The 23,365-nt window shown below is 48.0% G+C and carries 22 protein-coding genes; 9 read left to right on the top strand and 13 right to left on the bottom strand.

The window, feature by feature from the left end; all coding sequences use genetic code 11:
• The first annotated feature begins 37 nt into the window (after positions 1-37).
• The 6 genes from ACH33_RS03705 (at position 38) to ACH33_RS03680 (ending at position 5,067) form a co-directional block, all read left to right on the top strand.
• Complete coding sequence (locus ACH33_RS03705; RefSeq protein WP_162264997.1) at positions 38-1,156, top strand: glycosyltransferase; 1,119 nt, start codon at positions 38-40, stop codon at positions 1,154-1,156.
• A 169-nt stretch (positions 1,157-1,325) separates the two neighbouring features.
• On the top strand, positions 1,326-1,829 hold the full coding sequence (locus tag ACH33_RS03700; RefSeq protein WP_057897804.1) for a DUF4330 domain-containing protein: 504 nt from the start codon (positions 1,326-1,328) through the stop codon (positions 1,827-1,829).
• Entirely contained in the window at positions 1,829-2,293 is a 465-nt protein-coding gene (locus ACH33_RS03695; RefSeq protein ID WP_057897803.1) for a DUF4330 family protein, read from the top strand. The genes ACH33_RS03700 and ACH33_RS03695 overlap by 1 nt, the downstream gene beginning before the upstream one ends.
• A gap of 12 nt (positions 2,294-2,305) precedes the next feature.
• Positions 2,306-2,650 carry a hypothetical protein gene (locus ACH33_RS03690; RefSeq protein WP_057897802.1) on the top strand — a complete coding sequence of 115 codons (345 nt, stop codon included), beginning with the start codon at positions 2,306-2,308 and terminating at the stop codon, positions 2,648-2,650.
• Positions 2,651-2,671: 21 nt separating this feature from the next.
• A complete protein-coding gene (locus ACH33_RS03685; RefSeq protein WP_057897801.1) occupies positions 2,672-4,012 on the top strand; it encodes an O-antigen ligase family protein in 1,341 nt (446 codons plus the stop codon).
• Positions 4,009-5,067 carry a glycosyltransferase gene (locus tag ACH33_RS03680; RefSeq protein ID WP_062731144.1) on the top strand — a complete coding sequence of 353 codons (1,059 nt, stop codon included), beginning with the start codon at positions 4,009-4,011 and terminating at the stop codon, positions 5,065-5,067. The genes ACH33_RS03685 and ACH33_RS03680 overlap by 4 nt, the downstream gene beginning before the upstream one ends.
• Positions 5,068-5,104: 37 nt before the next feature.
• On the opposite strand, the gene ACH33_RS03675 is transcribed toward ACH33_RS03680, so the two are convergent.
• Together ACH33_RS03675 and ACH33_RS03670 are read right to left on the bottom strand one after the other, a co-directional pair.
• A complete protein-coding gene (locus ACH33_RS03675; RefSeq protein WP_057897799.1) occupies positions 5,105-5,284 on the bottom strand; it encodes a hypothetical protein in 180 nt (59 codons plus the stop codon).
• A gap of 131 nt (positions 5,285-5,415) precedes the next feature.
• Entirely contained in the window at positions 5,416-6,942 is a 1,527-nt protein-coding gene (locus ACH33_RS03670) for an aminotransferase-like domain-containing protein (protein ID WP_322787671.1), read from the bottom strand.
• 71 nt (positions 6,943-7,013) lie between these two features.
• Here ACH33_RS03670 and ACH33_RS03665 point away from each other — a divergent pair, with 71 nt between their 5' ends.
• Positions 7,014-7,628 (top strand): LysE/ArgO family amino acid transporter, encoded by a 615-nt coding sequence (locus ACH33_RS03665; RefSeq protein ID WP_057897797.1) that lies wholly within the window; start codon positions 7,014-7,016, stop codon positions 7,626-7,628.
• Here the strand turns inward: ACH33_RS03665 and ACH33_RS03660 are convergent.
• The 5 genes from ACH33_RS03660 to ACH33_RS03640 all read right to left on the bottom strand — a co-directional run bounded on the left by ACH33_RS03660 (position 7,618) and on the right by ACH33_RS03640 (position 14,974).
• Positions 7,618-9,000 carry a glycosyltransferase family 4 protein gene (locus ACH33_RS03660; protein WP_057897796.1) on the bottom strand — a complete coding sequence of 461 codons (1,383 nt, stop codon included), beginning with the start codon at positions 8,998-9,000 and terminating at the stop codon, positions 7,618-7,620. The genes ACH33_RS03665 and ACH33_RS03660 overlap by 11 nt on opposite strands.
• Before the next feature lie 135 nt (positions 9,001-9,135).
• A complete protein-coding gene (locus tag ACH33_RS03655; protein WP_057897795.1) occupies positions 9,136-10,431 on the bottom strand; it encodes a nucleotide sugar dehydrogenase in 1,296 nt (431 codons plus the stop codon).
• Positions 10,432-10,695: 264 nt separating this feature from the next.
• A complete protein-coding gene (locus ACH33_RS03650; RefSeq protein WP_057897794.1) occupies positions 10,696-11,103 on the bottom strand; it encodes a DUF350 domain-containing protein in 408 nt (135 codons plus the stop codon).
• 100 nt (positions 11,104-11,203) lie between these two features.
• Positions 11,204-13,564 (bottom strand): endonuclease MutS2, encoded by a 2,361-nt coding sequence (locus tag ACH33_RS03645; protein WP_057897793.1) that lies wholly within the window; start codon positions 13,562-13,564, stop codon positions 11,204-11,206.
• 102 nt (positions 13,565-13,666) lie between these two features.
• The gene (locus ACH33_RS03640) at positions 13,667-14,974 is read right to left on the bottom strand and encodes an amino acid permease (protein ID WP_057897792.1); all 1,308 of its coding nucleotides are present in this window, start codon (positions 14,972-14,974) and stop codon (positions 13,667-13,669) included.
• A gap of 129 nt (positions 14,975-15,103) precedes the next feature.
• Between ACH33_RS03640 and ACH33_RS03635 the strand changes: the two genes are divergently transcribed.
• A complete protein-coding gene (locus ACH33_RS03635; protein WP_057897791.1) occupies positions 15,104-16,006 on the top strand; it encodes a LysR family transcriptional regulator in 903 nt (300 codons plus the stop codon).
• Positions 16,007-16,121: 115 nt separating this feature from the next.
• Here the strand turns inward: ACH33_RS03635 and ACH33_RS03630 are convergent, their stop codons facing one another.
• From ACH33_RS03630 to pheS, 4 genes are all read right to left on the bottom strand, one after another.
• Positions 16,122-16,691: a CvpA family protein gene (locus ACH33_RS03630; RefSeq protein WP_057897790.1), complete on the bottom strand. Its 570-nt coding sequence runs from the start codon at positions 16,689-16,691 to the stop codon at positions 16,122-16,124.
• A gap of 8 nt (positions 16,692-16,699) precedes the next feature.
• The gene (zapA, locus tag ACH33_RS03625; RefSeq protein WP_057897789.1) at positions 16,700-17,023 is read right to left on the bottom strand and encodes a cell division protein ZapA; all 324 of its coding nucleotides are present in this window, start codon (positions 17,021-17,023) and stop codon (positions 16,700-16,702) included.
• A gap of 159 nt (positions 17,024-17,182) precedes the next feature.
• Positions 17,183-19,609 (bottom strand): phenylalanine--tRNA ligase subunit beta, encoded by a 2,427-nt coding sequence (pheT, locus tag ACH33_RS03620; RefSeq protein ID WP_057897788.1) that lies wholly within the window; start codon positions 19,607-19,609, stop codon positions 17,183-17,185.
• 15 nt (positions 19,610-19,624) lie between these two features.
• A complete protein-coding gene (gene pheS, locus ACH33_RS03615; protein WP_057897787.1) occupies positions 19,625-20,659 on the bottom strand; it encodes a phenylalanine--tRNA ligase subunit alpha in 1,035 nt (344 codons plus the stop codon).
• Between the two features lie 487 nt (positions 20,660-21,146).
• On the opposite strand from pheS, the gene ACH33_RS03610 reads away from it, so the two are divergent.
• Positions 21,147-21,863: a DUF2225 domain-containing protein gene (locus tag ACH33_RS03610; RefSeq protein WP_057897786.1), complete on the top strand. Its 717-nt coding sequence runs from the start codon at positions 21,147-21,149 to the stop codon at positions 21,861-21,863.
• 15 nt (positions 21,864-21,878) lie between these two features.
• Here the strand turns inward: ACH33_RS03610 and ACH33_RS03605 are convergent, their stop codons facing one another.
• The gene (locus ACH33_RS03605; RefSeq protein ID WP_057897785.1) at positions 21,879-22,667 is read right to left on the bottom strand and encodes a TrmH family RNA methyltransferase; all 789 of its coding nucleotides are present in this window, start codon (positions 22,665-22,667) and stop codon (positions 21,879-21,881) included.
• A 17-nt stretch (positions 22,668-22,684) separates the two neighbouring features.
• Positions 22,685-23,341 carry a potassium channel family protein gene (locus ACH33_RS03600; RefSeq protein WP_057900233.1) on the bottom strand — a complete coding sequence of 219 codons (657 nt, stop codon included), beginning with the start codon at positions 23,339-23,341 and terminating at the stop codon, positions 22,685-22,687.
• Between the last annotated feature and the right edge of the window lie 24 nt (positions 23,342-23,365).

Here is a 23,365-nt window from a genome sequence, read left to right as displayed (position 1 = left end):
TGCTCTAGGGTCAGGAAGTGAACAGAGGATGTCCAAAATGAAAATATTGCATGCAATCGGCGGAGGCGAGTTTGGCGGCGCGGAGCAACATATTCTTGAATTGCTTGAAATTCTGTCCAGACACTCGGTCGACCCTGTCGTTGTATGCTTTTATAACGCTACCTTTGCCGAAGAATTGCGCAAACGAAACATTCGCGTTATTGTGCTCGATACATACGGACGTTTTGATTTCCGGTTGGTTAAGGGACTTGTCCGCGTGTTTCAGGAAGAGAAGCCGGACCTTATCCATTCCCATGGCGTTAAGGCAAATTTCTTCTGTCGAATCGCCGCCCGTTCCCTTCCCCGTGTGCCTATTGTCACGACGATTCATAGCGTATTGCGGTATGATTACCCAAATCCGCTGGCTTACTTCCTCGCCTCACGCATGGAACTGTGGACACGCAAATGGAATGATCATTATATCGCTATCTCAAATTCTATCAAGCAATCGCTTGAATCGGACGGTGTGAAGCCAGAAGAAATTACGCTTATCCATCATGGGATTCCGATTGAAGAATTTGCAATCGAAGAAGATGTAGCAACCATCCGCCGCGAACTGGGAATTCCCGAAAACGCGTTCGTGATCGGTACCGTCTCCCGCCTTGTTGCGGTAAAAGGATTAAACGATTTGATGCAGGCATTTATCCTGCTGGCAAAAGACTACCCTCATATTCATTGGCTGGTTATCGGTGACGGTCCGGAAAAAACTGTACTGCAAAACATGGCACGTGAAGCGAACGTGAGCGAACGCGTGCATTTTGCCGGTTTCCGCAAGGATGTGCCGCGCTGTCTGCAAGCGATGGACACTTTTATCAGCCCATCTTATTCTGAAGGTCTGGGCCTTTCGCTTTTGGAAGCGATGGCCGCCAAAAAGCCGGTAATTTCTACCATGGTTGGAGGAATCTCAGACTTTTTGGTTGACTACTTGAACGGATTGGTGATTTCAACGAAAAATCCGGAGGAAATCCGGCAGAATGTTGTGATCTTGATGGAAGACGAAGGACTGCGCACGAAGCTTGCGGAGGCAGGATACAAGACCGTAAAGGAAGAATATACGCTAACGCACATGGCGATGAAAACGAAAGAATTATACCGGAAACTTATCCGCGCAAAATAAACCCGCTTATCAGAGCGGGTTTTTCGTTGATGGAGTAAGAAGGGATGGTAATATCTTCGATTGTTTCTTACAACGACCAGGCTGTTGTGTAAAAGAAGTTTTGTATGATATCCTAGTGAAGGTTATGCTGGATGATTTTTTTTTCATACCAAATAGGAGGAAGCATTCCATGAAAGCAATTGATCAAAAAGGACGAATTTTTGGTGTAATTAACATTTTGGATTTATTTCTTATTTTGCTTTTGATCGCGGCGCTGATTTTCGCTGGATTAAAATTCACAAAAAGCGAAGAAATTGCCATAGGGCCGACAACGCAAAAAGAAGTAACCTATGTCCTCTATAACAGCGCTGAGCACCCGTTTGTCGTCGATCAAATCAAAAAAGGCGACATCATTAAAGATAAAGACAAAGGCTTAAAAATCGGCGAAGTCGTTAACGTTGAGAAAAAGCCCGGAAAAGTGGCGGTTACAACCGCGGATGGCCGCATGGTTATGTCTACCGTCCCAGAAAAGTACTCCGTCTACATCACGGTGAAAACGAAAGCAGCCATCTCCGGTTCAACGGCTGTCGGTGAAGGGGACAATCCCCTGCTTGCGGGCAGCAAATTGACGATCAAAGGCCCACGCTACATGATCGAAACGCTTCTGACCGAAGTAAATTTAGGTGATAAATAATGAATGCGCGCGCTTTTTCTTTTACGTTAAAAGACGCGCTGATTACTCTGTTGCTTATCGCTGCCGCTATTATTATCTCGTTGAAAGCCTCCATGGCCGGTAAACTGATCATACCGTCAAAAGAGATGACCGTTGTACTCCGAATTGAAGGGCAGGAGCCTTCTTTTCATAAGTCAATCAAACCAGGTGACAAAATTTTTCAGAAAGGTCAACTTGAGCCATTCGGAACGGTCGTTGACGTTAAAACGAGGCCTGCGGAAAAATATTTGCCAGACGTCAACGGAAACTATTATTTGCGTTCATTTGACGCAGAAGAGGACGTTTATTTAACGATTAAAGCGCCTGGATTCGTCTCGTTGGACGGAAGACCGATTATTGATAACACATTCTTCCATGCGAATTTGTATTTGCCTGCTCATACAAACCAGGCTGTATTCGCGTCAAGAGTAATCAGCGTAAAATAAGAAGGTGAAAACTTGAAAAAAACGTCTTTTTATGAGTGGCTGACGCATAAAGTTATAGACGGGCTGATAGGGCTGATAGAAACATTCTCAGAAAAAGCGGGACAGCATTCCTTGCTGGCGCGCTTTAAGGCTAAATGTGAAAGCATCCAATGGCAATACGTGTTCTGGACACTATTTATTATGGTGTTCCTGCATGTATATGTTCTTCTTTTCCTAGAGAATATTGTGCTTATCATCGCCCTTGACCTTATTGCGGGAGGCTTGCTGCTTTTCCTTGGGCCAGAGCGAGTATGGCTTATCATCCGGACAAGCATCCCCGGTCGGTTGCTCATGCAATTGTTCGACCCAAATAAGTAGAGAACCGGGAGTTCGATAATAATGACGAAAACACGTCTTCTCATGGCGCTTGTGGCTGGCGTGCTGCTTGCCACAGGCATTGCGCAGTATAAAATAGCAATGGCCGGCGAGTTCGTGTTGATGGGGGCGTTTCTAGCGATTACGCTCTATAGAACGGAGTACGGATTGTATTTATTCGCTCTCTCGCTTCCCATTCTGACATATCGCCCGCTGTTGGCTCTCATTCTATTACTTGTGCTCATATTGTTCGTAACCAAGCAAAATTATGCGCAGATGAAAGCCAATCTAAAAAATCATCTGAATCTAGCTGTATTTTTATTTGTGGCTATTTTGCTTGTCACGGCGCTCACTTCAGTGAACGTTATGGAAAGTTTAACCCAATTTTTACTTTATTATTTTGTAAGTTTCGTGCTTTATTTGCTGCTTGTCATGAAGGTAGATTCGCGGGATGTGCTGTACCGCTTTATCGTCTGCCTGATCATCTCGGCAAGCCTCGTTTCGCTCTATGGTATATACCAATATTTCTTTACGATTGACTATACGAAAGCCGCGTGGATCGATGTAAGCAAAAACGAAGGCGCAAAACGAATTTGGGCTACGTTCGAAAACCCGAACCTATTCGTTCAATATTTGATTATGATTTTGCCGTTCAATTTTGCGCTCATTTTTTATGCGAAAACATGGGGCAACCGTATCTTATTTTCCCTTCAATTTGTACTCATTGCGCTTGCCGCATTCTTAACGTTGTCACGCGGCGGCTGGGTTGCCATGTTCGTAGCTTTAGTGATTGTTGCTACGATGATTAACCGTCGTCTGCTGGTTATAGGCTTAATTGCCGCAGCCATTAGCGTAAACTATTTGCCTGACTCGATTATTGACCGGATTCAAACAATTGTAAAGCCGAAAACCGACTCTTCAAGCGATTTCCGACTGCAAATTTGGAAAGCGGCTGTACCTATGGTTAAAGATTATTGGGTAACCGGGATCGGTTCTGACTTAACGACATTCAAAAAAGTATACGCTGATTACATGATGCCTGGCGTGCGTGCCAACCATCTTCACAATATTTATTTGATGAACTTTGTAACCGGAGGGATTTTGACCATTCTCCTGCTCTTCTATATGTTTTACCAGAGCTTGCGAACCGCGGTCGTTACTTTGTTCATAAATGACAAAAAAGACAGGCTGCTTTCTTATGTCGTCAAAGGGGGGATCGCCGCGGTTATCGCGATTGGCACCGCCGGTTTGACGGAAGATGTTTGGCACCAATACCGTGTAGACTTCATGTTCTGGATCGTACTTGCGATTTTGTCTGCTGCCTATAATTTAGCGCGTGCAAGGGAGGAACAACCGGAAAAATGAGAAAAACAAAGTCAATTGCCGAGATCGGTGTCTATCCCCCCCCAGCCGGGGGGATTTCTGTTCATGTGGAACGTCTGTGCGATACGCTTGAACAGAAGCAAATTCCTTTTATCATCTACGACGGCAATGGAGAAAACGGAGAAAAAAAGCGGGCCGTTGTGCCGATTCCAGAGATTGAAAAATGGGCATGGAAGTACTTGTGGCAAAAAAACGAAGACATCATCCATAATCATTTCTTGCGCTGGCAAATACGCTTTACGCTGTCCCTGTTAAAACTCAAAGGCAAAAAGATCGTTCATACCGTTCACAGTTTGCGCAATGATGGCACACAACTGGGACTTGCGCAAAAGGTAATGGTGTTTCTTACCGGCCTGCTGTCAGATCATTTTGTGGCCGTAAGCGAAGAAGTGAAAGAAAAGCTGCTGGAGCTACGCATTCCAGAACGGAAAATCTCCGTCATTCCGGCGTTCATTCCGCCAACCACTGACCTAGAAAGCGATATAAAAAAAATTCCCGACTATGTGCTGGAAACATTCACTAAATACCCGCAGGTAATTGTTGCAAACGGTGGCGTAGGCAATCTTTATAATGGCGAAGAATTATACGGCCTTGATTTATGCATTGACATGTTTACTAAATTGGCGCGTGAAAATAAGAAGCTGGCGTTCGTATATTGCATCACACATATAGGGGAGCAGGCCTTGCTGGAACAATATACGGAACGTATCGCGGCGCATGGCCTCGAAGAAAGGTTCTTGCTGGTGCAAGAGAAAATCCCGTTCTATCCGCTTATTCAAAAAGCCACACTATTCGTTCGGCCGACCGCGAGTGACGGAGATGCCATATCCCTAAGAGAAGCGATATATCTTGGTACACCAGCGATCGCAAGCGATGTAGTCAAACGCCCGAACGGTGTCATTACATTTGTCAACCGCGATGCAGATGATTTTACAAAAACGTGCCGTGAAGTGCTGTACGCACCACCTACCGATTTGCTTCAGTACAGGCAAGAACAAGAGCGATACGTAGAGCAACTGCTTGATATCTTGCTATAACAACATCCGCCTTTTCTTCCTCGACTTCGTTAATTTTCTACGAGGATGCGTTATCTGTCGATACCGCTTCAGCAAAAGTGGCGACCGCTTTTTCACTTTTACAGAAAATGCTGCCCTTCATCCCACGATGAAAACCGTGGAATGAAGGGCGACGTTGCTCGGGAATCCCTTCATGGGGATGCTTAGAGCAACCATTTCCTATAGAATCAAATTCCATGAGCAGTGCTCATCCTACTGGTCACATGTTCCTGTGGATGTCATGGTATGAGGTTCTGGTAGCGAGCGGAAACGGACTGCGGACGCTAACGACCCAAGAATCCCGCGTCTTCAGCTGTGTGGAGCTTCAATTTATTGCTTTTTCCGTCCGGCTTCGATAAGCAAACGAGCCAGTCTGCGGACACCTTCCTCAAACTCCGCCGGCGACGCGTAAGCGTAAGAAATCCGCAACCGCTCCCTTTCTCCAGGATCATAAATATTTCCCGGGTTTAACAGAACACCCTGCCTGAGCGCAGATTCGAACAACTTTTGAAGCGGCGGTGCTATGAGAAGGCGCAACCAGACGTAGAAACCACCGGCTGGCGCTTCCCAATCGGCCAGCCCTTTCATATATTTTTCAAGAACTGTAAGCGCCATTTCTCGCCGTGTTCTTAACTGTTCACGAATACGTGTAAGATGCTCCCCATATAATCCGCTTGTTAACCATTCTTTTGCCACCCACTGTGACAACGAGCTCGAACCGTAATCGGTTTGCATTTTAATATCGGCCAGCCTCCGAATTACCGGCTCCGGTCCGATAATCCACCCGATTCTCAATCCGGGGCTCAGCGTTTTCGAAAGGCTGCCTATATAAAGGACAAGCCCGTTTTTATCGCGCGCTTTCAACGACGCTGGCGGTTTTTCATCCAACCAAAGTTCCCCGTAAACATCGTCCTCGATAATAGGCAATCGTTCATGTTCACAGGATAGCATAAGCTGCTGCCTTGCTTCTTCCGACATTACTTTTCCGGTCGGATTGTGAAAAGAAGGAATCGTATATAATAAAGCCGCTTCGTGTTTGTGCTTATAATGTGACAAACGCGCTGGAATCATTTCCGGCTTTTTGATTTCCGGGATACCAGCAAGTCTTATCCCTGCCGACTGAAAAACACGCATGGAACAAAGGTAAGAAGGTTTCTCAAGCAAAATGGCTGAGCCGCGAGGCAATAAACCGATCGAAATGAAGTGCAGCGCCTGAAGCGCGCCGGACACGATGAGAATCGCAGAAGGCGAAGCCTGTATGCCAAATAGGCGTACGTGCTGACTCACGGCTTCCCTGAGCTCATATAACCCCAAAGGCTCCTCATATCCCAACGGTCTCATTACTCTCGCCGTTCTTTCCAATACAAGCGCCATCATTTCAGAGGGAAACATGTCCGGCGACATCTCTCCCGTGCCAAGCCGAATCGTTCCTGGGACAAACTCTGCTTCATTGATCCGTTGAATCATGGAAAGATTCGGCCGATGTGCCCCGGCCTCGACGTACGCTCGCCAATCCGGGGGAGCGGAGGCCGCCAGCAGCGTCCATGTATTATTTATAACCCTTGTTCCACTTCCCCTTTTTCCTTCGATTAATCCTTCTGCCGCCAATTCAGCAAACGCGTTCGTTACTGTGCTTCGGTTGACGCCAAACTGCTCCGCCAACGTTCGTTCCGGCGGAATTTTATAACCTATGGGCCACTCTCCACGTGCGATTTTTCCCCTTATATAGTGGATAATTTGCTTGTATAGAGGAACACCGCTTTGTCCATCCGGTTTCCACTCCACATTTTTCATCATGCTCTTCTCCTTCTTCTTCTCGCTGCGGCACACAATTGGCCGGCTCCTGTTTGCTTTCATTGGCTGGAGACACCTTTTGCTTAAGCCTATATAATCAAATTATCATATTTCAAAGGAAGGTGAAGAAAGACGTGTTACAAGCATTCTTACACGGAATGCTTCTAGCGTTTGGGCTCATTCTGCCGCTAGGGGCACAAAATGTTTTCGTATTTACGCAAGGAGCGACCCAGCCTTCGCTTGTGCGAGCATTGCCGGTTATACTGACGGCTTCTCTCTGCGACACTCTTCTGATTGTACTGGCGGTGCTGGGCGTCTCCCTTATCGTGCTTACATTCAGTTGGTTAAAAACACTTCTGTTTGCGGCAGGTATTCTTTTTCTATTGTATATAGGATGGATTACATGGCGAAGTGACAGCCATATAAAAAACGGCGAACAGATAAGTCTGCCGCCGAAAAAACAAATCATGTTCGCCGTCTCCGTATCGCTGTTAAATCCGCACGCCATTCTTGACACGATCGGTGTTATCGGTACAAGTTCACTCGGATATACAGGCGGAGAAAAATGGGCGTTCACTCTTTCTTGTATTCTGATCTCTTACCTCTGGTTTTTCAGCCTAGCCATCGCTGGCCGTATTCTCGGAACGTTTGATAAAACAGGGCGCTGGATGAAAGCGGTAAACCGCATATCCGCGTTGCTCATCTGGGGTGTTGCCTGCTATATGGCTATACAATTGCTTACCATTTAGCCGCAAGCAGCTCTTCCATCAGTTCGCCCAGCATTCGCGCTTGTACTTGACGGTTGTAAATCGCCAGATCCCCGTCTTCGGCGCGCCGCAGAATCTCGCCAGCCCGATCCGCCTGGCAACCAGGGTTTTCTTTCCATTGTTCATACATACGCAAAAACGCCTGCTTAATCTCATCTTTATTGAGCGGGTTTACCACTTCGCCTAAATGAAACTTGCGGATAATCTCCGTCGATTCGCCTTCGACGGACAGCGCCAAAATTGGGTGCCCGATGGCCATGTATTCGTATAGCTTGCCCGGAATGTATACACCGGAACCGGGAGCGGTATCCCCGATCAGCATGAGCACATCGGCCCCTTTCATCATTTCCAGCGCTTTTTTATGCGGAAGATTTCCTTGGATGTCCACGATGTCCTCCAGGCCGAGCCGCCGCACACAATCAATATTATCGCTGTACCCCGGATAATCGAACACCCCGGCAAAGCGCAGCACAATGCTGGCACGATCCACTTTCCCCTCCTGAATAAGTTCAGCAACCGCCTGCAATAAAAGGCGTGGATTCCGCTCTTTATAGAAGATGCCGGGGTATGCAAGCGTAAATTTCCCGTCTTCAGGCGGCGTAGCAATATCCAGGTAATCATTAGGATCGAATCCGTTATGAATAACCTCCATACGCTTGATTTCCTTACCAAACTTCTTCATAAAGTTCTCGGCGAATCCGTGTGTCACTGTCGTAATCGCATCCGCTTCTGCCATAACGCTACGCTCCATCCTTTCTTCCCATGCTTCGCGCCACGCCACCCCGGAACGATGCATGTTCTGTGTCCACGGATCGCGGAAATCAGCAATCCACACAACGCCTGTCTTTCGCTTCAAGCTGCGACCTACCAGATGATTTGTGTACGGCCCGGATGTGGAAAACATGATCGGAATATTATGTTTTTTGATCACTTCTTCCCCCAGCTTCACCGCAAACGGCATCCAGCCAATCATATCATCAGGAATCATTAACGTGTTTTTAATTTTTTTCAGCATCGGCACAACTTTCTGCCTTACCGCCTGCCTCAGTCCTTCGCCCGTTTTAACCGCCGCTGCTTCCTGACTCCTATCGCGTTTTGGAGATTCTTTCTGCGGCGGGCGCATCTTTTGCACCGGATTCCACTCTTGCGCTCGATGTATGATAACGTTCTCCGGAAGCTGACGCAAAAGGGAATCATCCCGTGTTGCATAGTATGTATCATCCACGGTCAGCACGTGTACTTCCCAGCCATCCTCGGCCAGGTATTTTGCCATTTTGAGGGCACGGGGCACTCCGCCGCCGCCAATGGGCGGAAAGAGATACGCCACCAGCAACATTTTTCTGCTCGCCTTCATTCCGAAACATCCTTTCATATAGGAAAAACTCGCGGGCGTTGCCGCTCGTCCTTTTTCCTCAAAAAAGTACGGGCGGGCACGCTCTGCGAGTTTTTTCAGTCAAAATAAAGGAAACCGTGTCTTATACCCCATTTCCTAAATACGAACTAGCACCGCTTTTTCCGCTACGCCGCGTGGCACGCGGTTCTTACTATCTAGAATCACCGGATTATCGTTCATCCACCCGATAAGTTGGTTCCAATCAATGTCGAGAAATTCCTTCTGCGCAGTAACATAAATGAGCGCATCCGCACCCTCTACCGCTTCCTTCAGGCTGGATGCTTTATAATCATACGTTGCTGGTACGGCTGGATCGTACGCCACCACATCCGCACCCGCTTCTTTAAGCAATTGAACGAGGTGGTGCGGCGGGCTAATCCGGTCATCATTCGAAAAATCTTTCATTGCAAGACCCAGCACGGTGATTTTACTTGCGGCCAGCGTTTTGCCTTGCTTGTTCAATTCGGCTTCCGCCATGTCCACCAGAACTTGCGGTACGCTGTCATTAATCTGGCGCGCCATTTCAAGCAGTTTAAGGTCAACCCCCAACTCTTTCGCCTTCGGCAATAGATAATATAAAGCATTCGGCAGGCAGTAGCCGCCGACGCCCGGGCCCGGTGTCAGCAGATTTACGCGGGTATGCGTATTGGCCACACGGATTAATTCAAACGTATCGATACCCGCTTTTTCCGCAAAACGGGCAAACTGCTGCACCATCGCAATATTAACATCACGTTGGACGTTTTCGATTACTTTGGACGTTTCCACAACCTTAATGTCAGAAATCGTAATTTCCGCTTCCGTCACAAACGCCAATACTTCGCGGGCGCGCTGCGTGCTCGCCTCATTCACGCCGCCTAGCGCAAGCGGCATATGGATAAATTCTTCGAATGCCCGCCCTTCCGCAATCCGCTCCGATGCATATGCGAGATAAAAATCCTCACCGGCTACAAGCCCGCTCTTTTCAAGCAACGGCTTGACAACTTCCTCCGTCGTACCCGGAATAACCGTACTGCGGAGAATAACTGTATCCCCTTTTTTCAACACTGCTGCCAGCGATTCGCACGCAGATATCAGGTAATGCATCTGCGGATCGCCATTTTTTACCGGGATACCAACAGTAATGATGTAGTTATTTACTCTAGCAGCCGCTTCTTCATAGCTGGTTGTCGCGATAAATCTTCCAGCCGCAAGCTGATCCTGAAGAATTTGCGCCAGCGATTTACCTTCGAAGTATTCCTGATGGTGGGATTTCCCTCTATTAATTTCTTGCACAAGCACTTCGCTTATATCAATACCTACTACATTCGCCCCTTTGCGGGCATAGCTTAATGACAACGGCAGGCCGATAAAACCTAGGCCGACAACCGCAATATCCAAAGATTTTCCCATGATAATCTCCTCCGACCTCTCGCTATCCAAACATAAACGTAATTATTTTATCACAAACATAAGAAAAGAGCGATCGTTACCTCTCGCCTTTACATCTTCGCTTTATTTATTATTGAAACACCGCAAAATATAGAATGCCGAAAAAAATAAAAAGTAACGCACATAAAGACAAAATCTTGGCCAATCTATCCAGCATCCCGATCCCTCCTACGGCATCGTGTTTGTGTCCACAGACACCCTGCCGTTATATATAGGCAAATTGTCTCATCGCATAATACTTGCACCGATAACATAGGATACGCCTATGGAAATTACCATAGACAATAAGCCAACGGCGCGATTATCAGCTGCAATTTCCTCATCAACTTTGAACATCGGCGTCAAAAACTCAAATACGAAATACGCAACAAGCAACAGCAACGAACCATATGAACTCCATAAAAGCGTATGGCCAATGCCTTCCTTATGCTCAATCGAATACCTAATAATGTTACAGATTCCAAAAATTTTTCCCCCCGTCGCCATAGCGACTGAAACATTGCCGCGTTTAATCTCGTCCCAATCTTTATATTTGGTGACCATCTCAAATACAGCCAAAAAAATAATAACTGCAAGCAAGGCGGCAGCGAAATAAGCGGCAGTCAACACGTAAGAATTAGAGAAAATAACCAACCCTTTCCCTCCTCCACTGTTAAAAGAATAGTGTCTATTCCTTATTATTTATATATCATACGAAAAAAAAAAGCGGCAGTTTCAGCCGCCGCTCTCTCCGCTATTTCAATTCCACAATCGTGGCGCCAAGCCCACCTTCGCCCTGCCCGCCCCAACGGAACGATTTCACAAGCCGATGGTTACGCAAATATTTCTGCACGCCGAGCCCCAGAGCGCCTGTTCCTTTGCCATGAATAATGGACACTTGATTCAATCCGCTGAGCACTGCCTCATCCAGATACTTGTCAATCCGGATAATGGCTTCTTCTACCGTATGGCCGCGCACATCAAGCTCCATGCGTACCGGTTCGCGCGCAGATGTAATGCGCGTAATCTGCTGGGTCGCTTGCGGCCTTGCCGATTTAAGCTTTTCCAAATTATCGGCTTTGACATTCATTTTAACAATACCAATTTGTACCTGGAACTCGTTGTCGCTCACCTTGCCAACAATCTCACCTTTCTGGTTGAACGACAGCACGCGCACTTCATCTCCCACTTCCAACGGCTGCTGATTAAGCGGCACATTCTTCGGCTTCTGCTTTTTCCTTTTGCGCAGCGTGGGCACCGCCTCTTCCAGTCGCTTGCGCGCTTCAATTAGCTTGTGCTCCTTAATATTGGCGTGCTCTTCTCTCGCGAGCCTCCGCAGGTCAAAAATAATCTGCTCTGCTTCTTTGCGCGCTTTCTCCACAGCGGCACGCGCCTCTTCTTCCGCCTGCCGGTATAACTGTTCCTTTTTCTCCTCCAAAATGGCTAACTCGCGGGCAAGCTCCTCGCGCGCAAGCTCCAATTCCGCGCGCAGATGTTCGACCGTGCGCCGTTCCGCCTCCGCTTTACGCTGATTTTCCTCCAGTGAAGCAATCATCGTATCAATTTCAGTTTCTTCCGTTTTCACGAAATCGCGCGCCTGCTGTAAGATTTTTTCCGGCAGGCCAAGCCGAGAGGCGATGGCAAACGCATTGGAACGGCCTGGGATGCCGACAAGCAAACGGTACGTTGGACGCAACGTTACTTCATCAAACTCCACGCTCGCGTTCACAATCTGCGGACGATCATAGGCATACGCTTTCAGTTCGCTGTAATGCGTCGTTGCCACGAGACGGGCGCCGCGCTGATGTACATAATCAATAATCGCCATCGCGAGCGCCGCGCCTTCCGTCGGGTCCGTTCCCGCGCCCAACTCATCGAACAACACGAGGCTGCGATTATTCACATGTTGAAGAATATGCGAAATATTGGTCATATGGCTCGAGAACGTACTTAAGCTTTGCTCAATGCTCTGCTCGTCCCCAATATCAGCATAAACCCCTTCAAAAATCGTCATCTCAGTGCCTTCTTCAGCCGGAATATGAAGTCCCGCCATCGCCATAAGCGAAAACAGGCCGACGGTCTTGAGCGAAACGGTCTTCCCCCCCGTATTCGGGCCGGTAACAACGATGGCTGTATAGCTCTTGCCCAGTTCAATGTCGATCGGAACAACCTGCTCGGCTGGAATAAGCGGATGACGACCTTTCTTAATGCGGAGATAACCTTTATCATTCATCACCGGCTGTATCGCCTTTAGCGCTTGTGCATATGAAGCCTTAGCGAAAATAAAGTCGGCTTCTGCCAAGCATTCCATATTATGCAGCAACACCTCGGCTACTTCCGCTACTTTCGCCGAAAGCGCGCTCAAAATCTTCTCCACTTCACGCGCTTCTTTTAGCTTTAACTCACGCAATTCATTGCTGATATTGACGACAACCTGCGGCTCAATAAACAGTGTCGCACCCGATGAAGATTGGTCGTGAACAATGCCGCCGAACACATGACGGTATTCCTGTTTAACTGGAATAACAAAACGGTCATTACGAATCGTAACGATCGGATCCTGCAACATTTTTTGCGTATTGCTGTTACGGATCATCTGCTCAAGACGCTCACGGATACGTTTTTCGGCGCCGCGAATTTGCCCCCGTATTTGCGAAAGAGCTGAACTCGCCGAATCAACAACTACACCGTTTTCATCGATCGCGCGGTTAATTTCATTTTCCAGGCCTGACAGCCGTTCGACCTGACTTACCAATTCTTTCAAAAGCGGAAGAGATTCTTCTTCTGTAATCGAGGCGATAAATGTTTTTAGGCGTCCGCCACCGTACAGCGTAGACGCGATGTCAAGCAATTCAGTCGTATTAAGCACTCCACCCATGCTCGCTCGTTTACACGCCGAGCGGATATCGCGAATACCGCCGAACGGCACACTTCCACGCAGCCGCAGAACAGTCGTCCCCTCACGTGTCGCTTGTTGGCGACGTTCCACCTCTTCTAGCTCCGCCACAGGAGTTAATTGCTCTATTTTTTCTCTTCCCAGCGAGGAAGAAGCGTAATCCGCAAGCTGCACAATAATTTTATCAAATTCAAGCGTTGACAACGTACGTGCTTCCAACAGAAAACCCCTCTCTACTATAAGTGTGAATAGGGGAGCCTCTTCTTTCTCTCATCCTCTATTCGCAATATGGTGGCTACTTTTCGCCCCTTTGCTATTATATCATTGGCTGCAAGAAGATTTCTCGCTATTACGCTTATCTTCCGGCTTTACTTGTATTTTTTTCTGAAAATGCCAGGACAACCAGCAAAAAACGGCGATTGTCAAAGGATAAAGCATGGACCAGCCCGTAAACGGAAAGACCGCCGCTGTTAGTAAAAAGGAAAGCCAACTAATGCCCATACCTAATCGGCTGTCCCGCAGCAAGCGGATACCGGCCGCGCAACCGCCTAAATAAGTCAGAATAAAGGTTGCGTTCGGCAATTGGATTAATGTCTTCAAAGATATGATTTCTGTGCTATATAATGTCAGCACAAGCGCAAAACATGCGGCTAGAAACAACAGTCCACCCACCGGAGTGCCCTGCCGCGCTGAAAGGCGGCTAAACCATTCCGGCGCCATCCCTTCTTTCGCCAGCGCATAAGCGAGGCGGGAAGCCGCTCCTATATACGCGATAATCGTCGCTGTACAAATAAATATTCCTGTAATTCCCACTACAATAGCTCCGCTCGTTCCAAACAATCGTTCAATAATCAGCACCAGTGAAACAGAAGAAGCGAAGGCACCGTAGCTCCCGGTGCCAACGGTAGCGAACGCGGTAAAAAAATAAAGCAAGCCAACAATCACCGCAGCGACCGATACGCCTTTCACTGCTTCGCGCTGCGGATCCACAAACTCTTCCGATAAATGCGAGACCGCTTCCCAACCGATGAAACACCAAAATAAAAGCGCAGCCGCTTGCCCGACACTTGCCCAGCCATGCGGCATAAACGGCACAAAGTGAGCTTTCTCAATAGAAGGAACGGCACCCACGACAGCAGTCAACAGTACGGAAGCAATTGCCGCCACAACCGCCACCTGTACCATACCTGCCACTTTCATGCCAAGGAAATTGACCAGCAGCGCACACCCCAGCATGATAGCAGCAGTAGCAATCACCGCACCCCGGCTTAGCCCAAATGCCGCCGCCATATATCCGGCGCCTGTCAGAGCAGCTACCGGGGCGCCGATCGGCACCGCCATCAAGAAAAACCATCCGATGAGCGAACCGGTTTTCGGATGAAATGCGCGGCTGACAAAGTACGCGACCCCGCCCGCGTTCGGAAAACGGGCAGACAGCAAGCCCATCACCAGCGCCATCGGCAACACTAACACCGCCATGATTGCCCAGGCTAGCAAAGATGCCGGTCCAGCTATTTCTGCTGCAAGTCCCGGTACCAGTAAAACGCCAGAACCGAGAACCGCTCCGATATAAAGTGCCACCGCTTGCGGCAAGCCAATTGATTTTTTTAACTTTCCTGTCGTTTCCATTTCCTGTTATCTCCTTTTTTCATCATATATCTTGCTTTCTTTACCATCGTAACTGATAATAATATCATCGGTAAAACAGATGATTCTGATGAAAATCTATCAATAAAACCGATGAAAAAAGGAGGAACAATGGAACTCCGTAATCTACATACATTCAAGGTTGTCGCCGAGTTAAAAGGATTTACAAAGGCGGCGGAACTGTTGTCGTACGCGCAATCAAGCGTAACCGCCCAGATTCAATCGCTTGAAGAAGAACTGAAGACCCGTCTGTTCGATCGTCTCGGAAAAAAAGTCATACTAACCACCGCCGGAGAGAAACTTCTTTCCTACGCAACCCAAATCCTTGAACTGCATGACGCTGCCATACAAGCAATTACATCTGACTCCGTCCCGGCTGGAACACTGATCATCGGCGCACCGGAATCGCTCGCCGCTTTTCGGTTGCCGGCCATTATCCGCGAATACACAACCCTTTATCCACAGGTAAAAATTATTCTTAGACCCGGAGTCTGTTGGGAACTGCGGAGCCTAGCGCGCAACGGCGAGCTTGACGTGGTATTCTTGCTGGAGCCGGAAGCGCAGGAAGCCGATCTCTATATTGAGACGCTTGCAACCGAAAAAATGGTAATTATTGCACCGCCGGAACATCCATTGGCTACAGGTAAGAATATTAAAACACCGGAACTAAAAAACGAAACATTTCTGCATACGGAGCCCGGGTGCAGCTATCGCACACTATTCGAAGCACATCTTAACAGTTGTGGCGTGTTTCCCGGTTCTGACCTTGAGTTTTGGAGCATTGAAGCGATTAAGAACTGCGTTATGTCAGGACTCGGTCTCTCATTTCTCCCTTTGATTACAGTCGAAAAAGAAATCATGGAAGGAAAAATAGCTGCGCTCGACTGGGACGACAGCGCCTGCCGCGTAGCCACACAAATGGCGTATCATAAGAAAAAATGGCTGTCTCCCGCATTAAAAGAATTTCTATCGCTTGTAGGTCAGCATGCAAAACGCTGGCGGCAACAAACATAAATGAGCGAACTCAAAATCCGTATTGCCAAACCCCCTGTTTTTTCGTCTAAAAAATAATTCTAAAAAAAGCCGCTGCGAAATGATGTGCCGCAGCGGCTTCCCGTTCTTCTGTTCATTATAATAAATTGGAGGATCGACCCGTAGACAGTGGACTTTGTATCATTTCTTTTATCCATTGGAACAAATCAGAGGAATACGATGTAGCGTATGAAGCGAGCAAAGACCCGTTTATCGTTTCTTGCACAGCCTCTACAGGCAACAGAGAGGCGACGATAAGAAGCACAAACAAAATAAGCCCATTTTTAACAAGGCCGATCACCCCGCCTGCCAGGTTATTAACAACAGAAAGTCCCGGCAGCCGCGCCGCACTATCCAAAAAGCCACCCACAAACCGAACCGCAAGCCCTGTAGCAAGCGCAAGCAAAACAAAGGCCGCAACATTATAAATGGCCTGTTGAATAAATGGGAATCCGGCCACTTCAGAAAATGTACCGTTCACCTCCGCTTTAGCAAACGGAAACCACTCCGCGAGTCGTACTGCAACCGGACGATAACACAAAAATGCGACAAGAAACGAAGCAATCATGCTGACGATGCGTACCAGTTGTCCTACGAGTCCTTGTCTGTACCCTCGCCATCCGCTAAATAACAATACCACGATCAGGACAATATCAAGAATGTTCATGCTGAATCTTACTCCTCGTTCATTTCGTTCTTCTCTTCCCCGTCTCTGTTCTCCCCTTCCTCTTCTTCTGTCTCTTTCGCCGTTTTCTCCAAAAGTTTAATCAGTTCCTCATATTCCATGCGCAAGCGAAAATATTCATCCGCCATATTCAGCGCGGCGAGTACCGCCAGTTTATTCGTATCAAGCCGGGGATTCGCTTCCGAAATCTTCCGCATCTTGTCGTCCACATACCCGGCGATCATCCGCATATGGGAAGAGCTGCTATCTCCTTTCATCGTGTAGTATTGTCCGTATATTTCAACTACCACTCTTTCTTTGTTCTGTCCTGACACAATACGTCCTCCTCACGTCCTTTTCCATAACTATATTCTACACAATAACACAAATAAGGAAAGCTCGGAAAATGAAAAGGGCCACAAAAATGAGAACAAAAAAAGGAGGCAATCGCCTCATGCGTTCCTCCTTTTTATAAATATACAACCGTTCATTGTCTACCCGCGCAATTCGGCGCCGCACTCCTCCGCGAGCGCTCTGACCACTTTGTCATGCACAGCCTGTACTTCCTCATCCGTAAGCGTCTTTTCCGGATCGCGATACGTGCAGGACAGCGCCACGCTTTTCTTATTCACGCCCAGTTTGTCATCCACGTACACGTCGAAGATACGCACAGATTCCAGCCATTCCCCCGCTGTTTCCTCAATGATATTTTGCAGCGTGCCCGCGCTTACATTACGGTCCACAACAACCGCAATATCACGGCTAATAGCCGGGTATTTGGGCAGCGACATCATGCCCTGGTGCATGGTTGCAAGCTCCATCAGCAAATCAGCATCCAGTTGGAAGACGTACGTTTCTCCTACATCGTACTTCTGCTCCGCTACCGGATGCACTTGGCCAAGATATCCCGCCGTTTTTCCCTGCAAAACAACATACGCTGTTCTGCCCGGATGCATGCCAGCCAAATCTTTCGCCGGACGATACTCGATTCCGGTAATGCCGAGACGATTGAAAAGAACATCTAGAATGCCTTTTACCAAATAAAAATCAACCGGTTCAGCTTTTTGCTGCCAGTGCGGCCCGACCCAGTTGCCAGTCAGCAAGCCGGCAAGCGCCAGCTTTTCTTCAGGCAGCTTTGTCAATGTTTCTTCATCAGTCAAAAACACTTTGCCAAGTTCAAACAACGCCAAATCACGCTGTTTACGGTTCATATTATACGCGGCTGTCTCCAGCAAATGCGGCAACAAATTCGTACGCAATACGCTTCGCTCTTCACTCATCGGCATCGCCAGCGGAATTGGCTTCGTTTCCCGATATACAGTCGCAAAGTCGAAAGCGATATCCGGATGGGTAAAAGAATATGTGTTAACTTCATCCAATCCCGCACCGTTAAGGACTTGGCGAATGGTTCGGCGCAGCATCTGCTCACGGGTAAGCAATCCTTGCGTATTGTCACCGTACGGCATCGTAGTCGGAATATGGTCGTATCCGTACAAACGGGCCACCTCTTCAATCAAATCCACTTCGCGCGTAATATCCTGACGGCGTGTCGGAACAGTCACAGTAATCACTTCGCCTTCCGTCTTATACGTGAACGCCAAACGTTCAAAAATCGACGTTACATCCTCCAGGGAGAGGCTGGTACCGAGCAAATCGTTTAGACGAGACAAACGCAATACGATTTTTTTGTCTTCTGGCGCCTCGATGATCTGATCAGACACGCCTCGTGCAACTTGACCGCCTGCCAGTTCCACCATCAAAGCGGCAGCACGATTCAGTGCATATTCCACGCCTTTCGGATCGACTTCTTTTTCGAAGCGCAGGCTCGCTTCGGAGCGAAGGCCAAGTTTACGCGCGGTTTTGCGAATGGAAGAGGCAGCAAAATGGGCGGACTCTAACAAAATTGTGTCCGTTTTGTCCGTCACCTCTGAGTTGGCGCCACCCATTACGCCCGCAATACCGAGCGGTTTAACACCGTCCGTAATCAGCAGCATTTCCTCATCCAGCGTACGTTCTACATCATCTAGCGTTACGATTCCTTCGCCTGGCTTAGCAAGACGAACCACGACGCGCCCGTTCTCCACTTTCGAGTAATCAAATGCATGCAACGGTTGCCCTGTTTCTAGCATAACGTAATTTGTAATGTCTACCACATTGTTAATGGGACGCACTCCAGCTGCCATCAGCCGATTCTGCATCCAGATCGGGGACGGGCCGAGCTTAACACCGGAAACCAAACGCGCCATGTAACGACGGCAATGATCCGGCGCTGTAATTTCCACTTCTACTTTGCCATCAATTGGCTCTCCTGTCTCAGCAACAGCTATGTCCGGAAGTTTTACCTTTCGGCCAAGAATAGCGGCCACTTCGTATGCTACGCCGATCATGCTTAAGCAATCCGAACGGTTCGGCGTCAGGCCAAGTTCCAGAACTACATCATCAAGACCAAGAACCGGTTCTATCGGTTGACCAACTTCCAAATCTTCCGGCAGCACAAGAATCCCTTCCTGGATTTCCTTCGGCATCAGCTTATCATTGATGCCAAGCTCTTTTGCTGAACAAATCATGCCATTTGATTCTACGCCACGCAGCTTCGCTTTTTTAATTTTGAAGTCTCCCGGCAGTTTGGCGCCCACCAAAGCGACAGGTACTTTCTGGCCGGCCGCCACGTTTTTGGCGCCGCAGACGATTTGCAATCGTTCGTCGTCCCCTACGTCCACCTGGCATACGTTCAGCTTATCTGCATCCGGGTGCTTTTCTTTTTCGGCCACGTAACCGACCACCACTTTGCTTACGCCCTTATTTACATATTCGACCGCTTCGACTTCGATGCCGCTGCGGGTTAACTTCTCTGCCAGCTCCTCCGGGGTAACGCCGGAGAGGTCAACATATTGCGCTAACCAATTATACGAAACCTTCATCGTTTTCCATCCTCCTTATACCCGGTTGAATTGCTTCAAGAAGCGTACATCGTTCGTGTAGAAATGACGAATATCGTCAATACCGTACTTTAAAAGCGCGATCCGATCGATTCCCATCCCGAAAGCAAAACCTGTGTATTTCTCGGAGTCGTATCCTGCCATTTCCAGCACGCGCGGATGCACCATGCCCGATCCTAAAATTTCAATCCAGCCCGTATGTTTACATGTCCGGCACCCTTTGCCGCCGCACATGCTACAAGATACATCAACTTCCGCGCTAGGTTCCGTAAACGGGAAAAAACTCGGACGCAGGCGAATTTGCGTATTTTCCCCAAACATCTGACGCGCAAAGCTGAGCAATACTCCTTTTAGATCACTCATGCGCACGTTTTCGCCCACCATTAATCCTTCTACCTGATTAAATACATGGGAGTGGGTCGCATCATCGTCATCACGACGATATACGCGGCCGGGACAAATAATCTTAACCGGAACCTTACCTTTCATTTTTTCCATTGTGCGAACCTGAACCGGCGAGGTATGAGTACGAAGTAATATTTCTTCCGTAATATAGAACGAATCCTGCATATCACGCGCCGGATGGTCTTTCGGTAAATTCAGAGTTTCAAAGTTATAGTAATCGGTTTCGACTTCCGGACCTTCGGCTACTGTAAAGCCCATGCCTAAAAAAATATCCTCGATTTGCTCTGTTACAAGCGTAAGTGGGTGGCGGTTGCCAATATGAACGGTACGCCCTGGCAGTGTTACGTCAATCGTTTCACTTGCCAGCTTCGCTTCCACTTCCGCCCGCTCGGCCGCCTCTCTTTTCTCTTCCAGCTTGCTTTCAATCGCTGCACGTACTTCATTGCCTAACTGTCCGATCACCGGTCGTTCTTCCGGGGATAATTTGCCCATACCACGCAAAATTTCGGTTAACAAACCTTTTTTGCCAAGATATTTTACCCGCAATTCCTGCACCTGCGCGGTTCGCTCGATTTGTTCCAGCTCTTTTAGCGCTTCAGCTTTCAAAGCTTCCAGTCTTTCGCGCACAATATATCCCTCCTTAAAATACACACTGTTTATACGAAAATAAAAAAACTCTCACCCGGTAAGGGGCGAGAGGTCGCGGTACCACCCTTGTTCAAGAACAGGCCAAATCCTGCTCTTATCTCATTGCGCTGATAACGGACAGCTTCCGGCATTCCCCCTACTTTACCATTCAGGGGCCGACTCGGGAGTGAATTCGGTGAATGGCCAATCTCAAGAATGCTTCCAGTCGCGGCATTCTCTCCCTGGGAGCGCCTCTTTCACGTACTTGTCTCCGTCATTGCCTTTCTCAATGATATTTGCTGTAAGAACTATTTTAGGACTGATTATATAGTATGTCCGGCAAATAAGCAAGGGTGCAAAAATTACACTCATGATTTTTTTCCTATCTTAATAGTGATTTTTGTCATATACTATATATATATCTTTTTTAAAAAAAGTATTTATGTATCAGTAAAAGATAGGAAATTTGGAGGGAAGGGAGAAGCACATGAACCGACTAGAAACAATCCTTTATGACAAAAAATTCTCGTGTGCCCACTGCGGACATAACTTTACCAGCAAGAAAACGCGTCTGCGCCGCAGCCATCCTTACAAGCGCGATCCCGACTTCTGCGAATACTATGAAGAGCAGTCGGAAAATCCTATTCTATATCATGTTGTTGTCTGTCCGCGCTGCGGCTACTCATTCAACGACCAGTTCCGCAAAAAAGTGCCACAACAAATCGCACAGCTTATCGAAGAAAAAATCACCGCTAACTGGACGCAGAAAGATTATACAGGCATTCGCACGATTCCGGAGGCGATCGTCACTTACAAACTTGCGATTTTCACAGCCAATGTCTGCAAAGAGCCACATTGTGTTATCGCTGGACTCTGTCTGCGTCTCGCCTGGCTATACCGTTATCTGAAGCATACAGAAAACGAACGCCGCTTCCTCAAGCTTGCCCTAAGCGAGTATGAGGCTTCCTATGAGCGGGGAGACTACGTGAGTACAAGCCTATCCGAAATCCGCTTAACATACCTGATTGGCGAACTACACCGTCAGCTCGACAATTACGCTAAAGCGCTTTACTATTTTTCCAAAGTTGTCGAACATCCGCTTCGGGCAAATGAACCGCAAACGGTACGCATGGCCCGTGATCAGTGGCAAAATATGCGGGAAAAGATGAAGCAGCAGGAAAAAAAAGTAAACAATAAAACGTAAAGAAAGGGGACGCTTCTATTGCCTACGTTGCCTCACTGCCTCATACATAAGAACCGAGCCTGCGATAGCAGCATTTAATGATTCAGCCTTTCCGTAAATCGGAATGATCACGTTCTGATCCGCCAATGCGAGCACCTCATCCGAAACCCCGCTTCCCTCGTTTCCTATAACTAAAATGGCCGCTCCCCTATAAGATACATCAGTGTACGGCTTCGCCTCCCGCAGGCTTGTTCCAATAATCCGCAATTCTGGCTGTTGCTGCTTTGCTCGTTCTATGAACTGCGGCAAAGACTCCCGCCATACTGGAAGATGGAACAGCGAACCCATCGTTGCACGGAGCGTTTTGCTATTATACAGATCGGCGCTTCCCTCTCCGAGAATAACGCCATTAAAACCGGCGGCGTCCGCCGTACGGATAAGCGTGCCGACATTTCCCGGATCCTGCAGCTTGTCCAACGCAAGCCACAATCCGCCATTCTGAAGCATATCAGGTTTGTTCTCCCTTATCTTCGCCACAGCTATAATACCCTGCGGCGTTTTTGTTTCCGCCACCTTTTCCAATACCGGACGCGTGACATAGGTAAGGGAAAGCTGTCTGGCGCGCTGAAAGATAGCAAGCCATTCCGGGATATCCAGCCCTTCTTCAAGCAATATCGCCTCCAGCTGCGCACCCGCAAGGCAAGCTTCCTCCACAAGATGCAAACCTTCCAGCAAAAAAAGGCCTGTTTTTTCCCTTTCTTTGCGCGTATGTAATTTCGCCCACTGCTTTATACGTGGGTTTTGTACCGATGAAATGACTTCCATTTATGAACTCCTATCCATTAGGACTCTTCCTCAAACTTTTTCAAATCGTCGTTATGTCCGATCACGATTAAAACATCGCCCTCTTTAATAGTGTCGGACGCGCTCGGGGCAATGTTAAACGAATTGCCGCTCTTGATTGCCATAACGTTCACACCGAACTTCGCGCGAATATCTAGCTCCTGCAAGCTTTTGCCGTCCATCTTTTCAGGGGCTGCCACTTCAGCGATACTATAATCTTCTGCCAGTTCCACAAAATCAAGTACGTTCGGCGAAACTAAGTTGTGAGCCAACCGTAACCCCATATCTCGTTCCGGGAATACGACGCGGTCTGCGCCTACTTTGTACAACACCTGTCCATGGCGCTCATTCTGAGCTTTAGCTACGATCATTTTAACGCCCATCTCTTTGAGAATAAGCGTGGTTAAAATACTCGCCTGAATGTCCGCTCCAATCGCCACTACAACAACATCAAAGTTGCGGATACCGACTTCACGCAGCGCCTGCTCGTCCGTTGAATCGGCCTGAACCGCATGCGTCGCAATATTAATGTGATCTTGAATGCGCTCCTCGTTTTCGTCAATGACCATGACGTCATATCCCATGTTGTAGAGCGCTTGGGCCACACTGGCGCCAAATCGCCCCATCCCAATTACCGCGTAAGATTGACCCGCCATAAATTCCACCCTTTCTCTAATTCG

It is taken from the genome of Aneurinibacillus sp. XH2 (assembly GCF_001439585.2).
GTDB classification, from domain to species: domain Bacteria; phylum Bacillota; class Bacilli; order Aneurinibacillales; family Aneurinibacillaceae; genus Aneurinibacillus; species Aneurinibacillus thermoaerophilus.
Note: the sequence above shows the minus strand (reverse complement) of the source record. Positions and strands in the feature narration are given on the sequence as shown.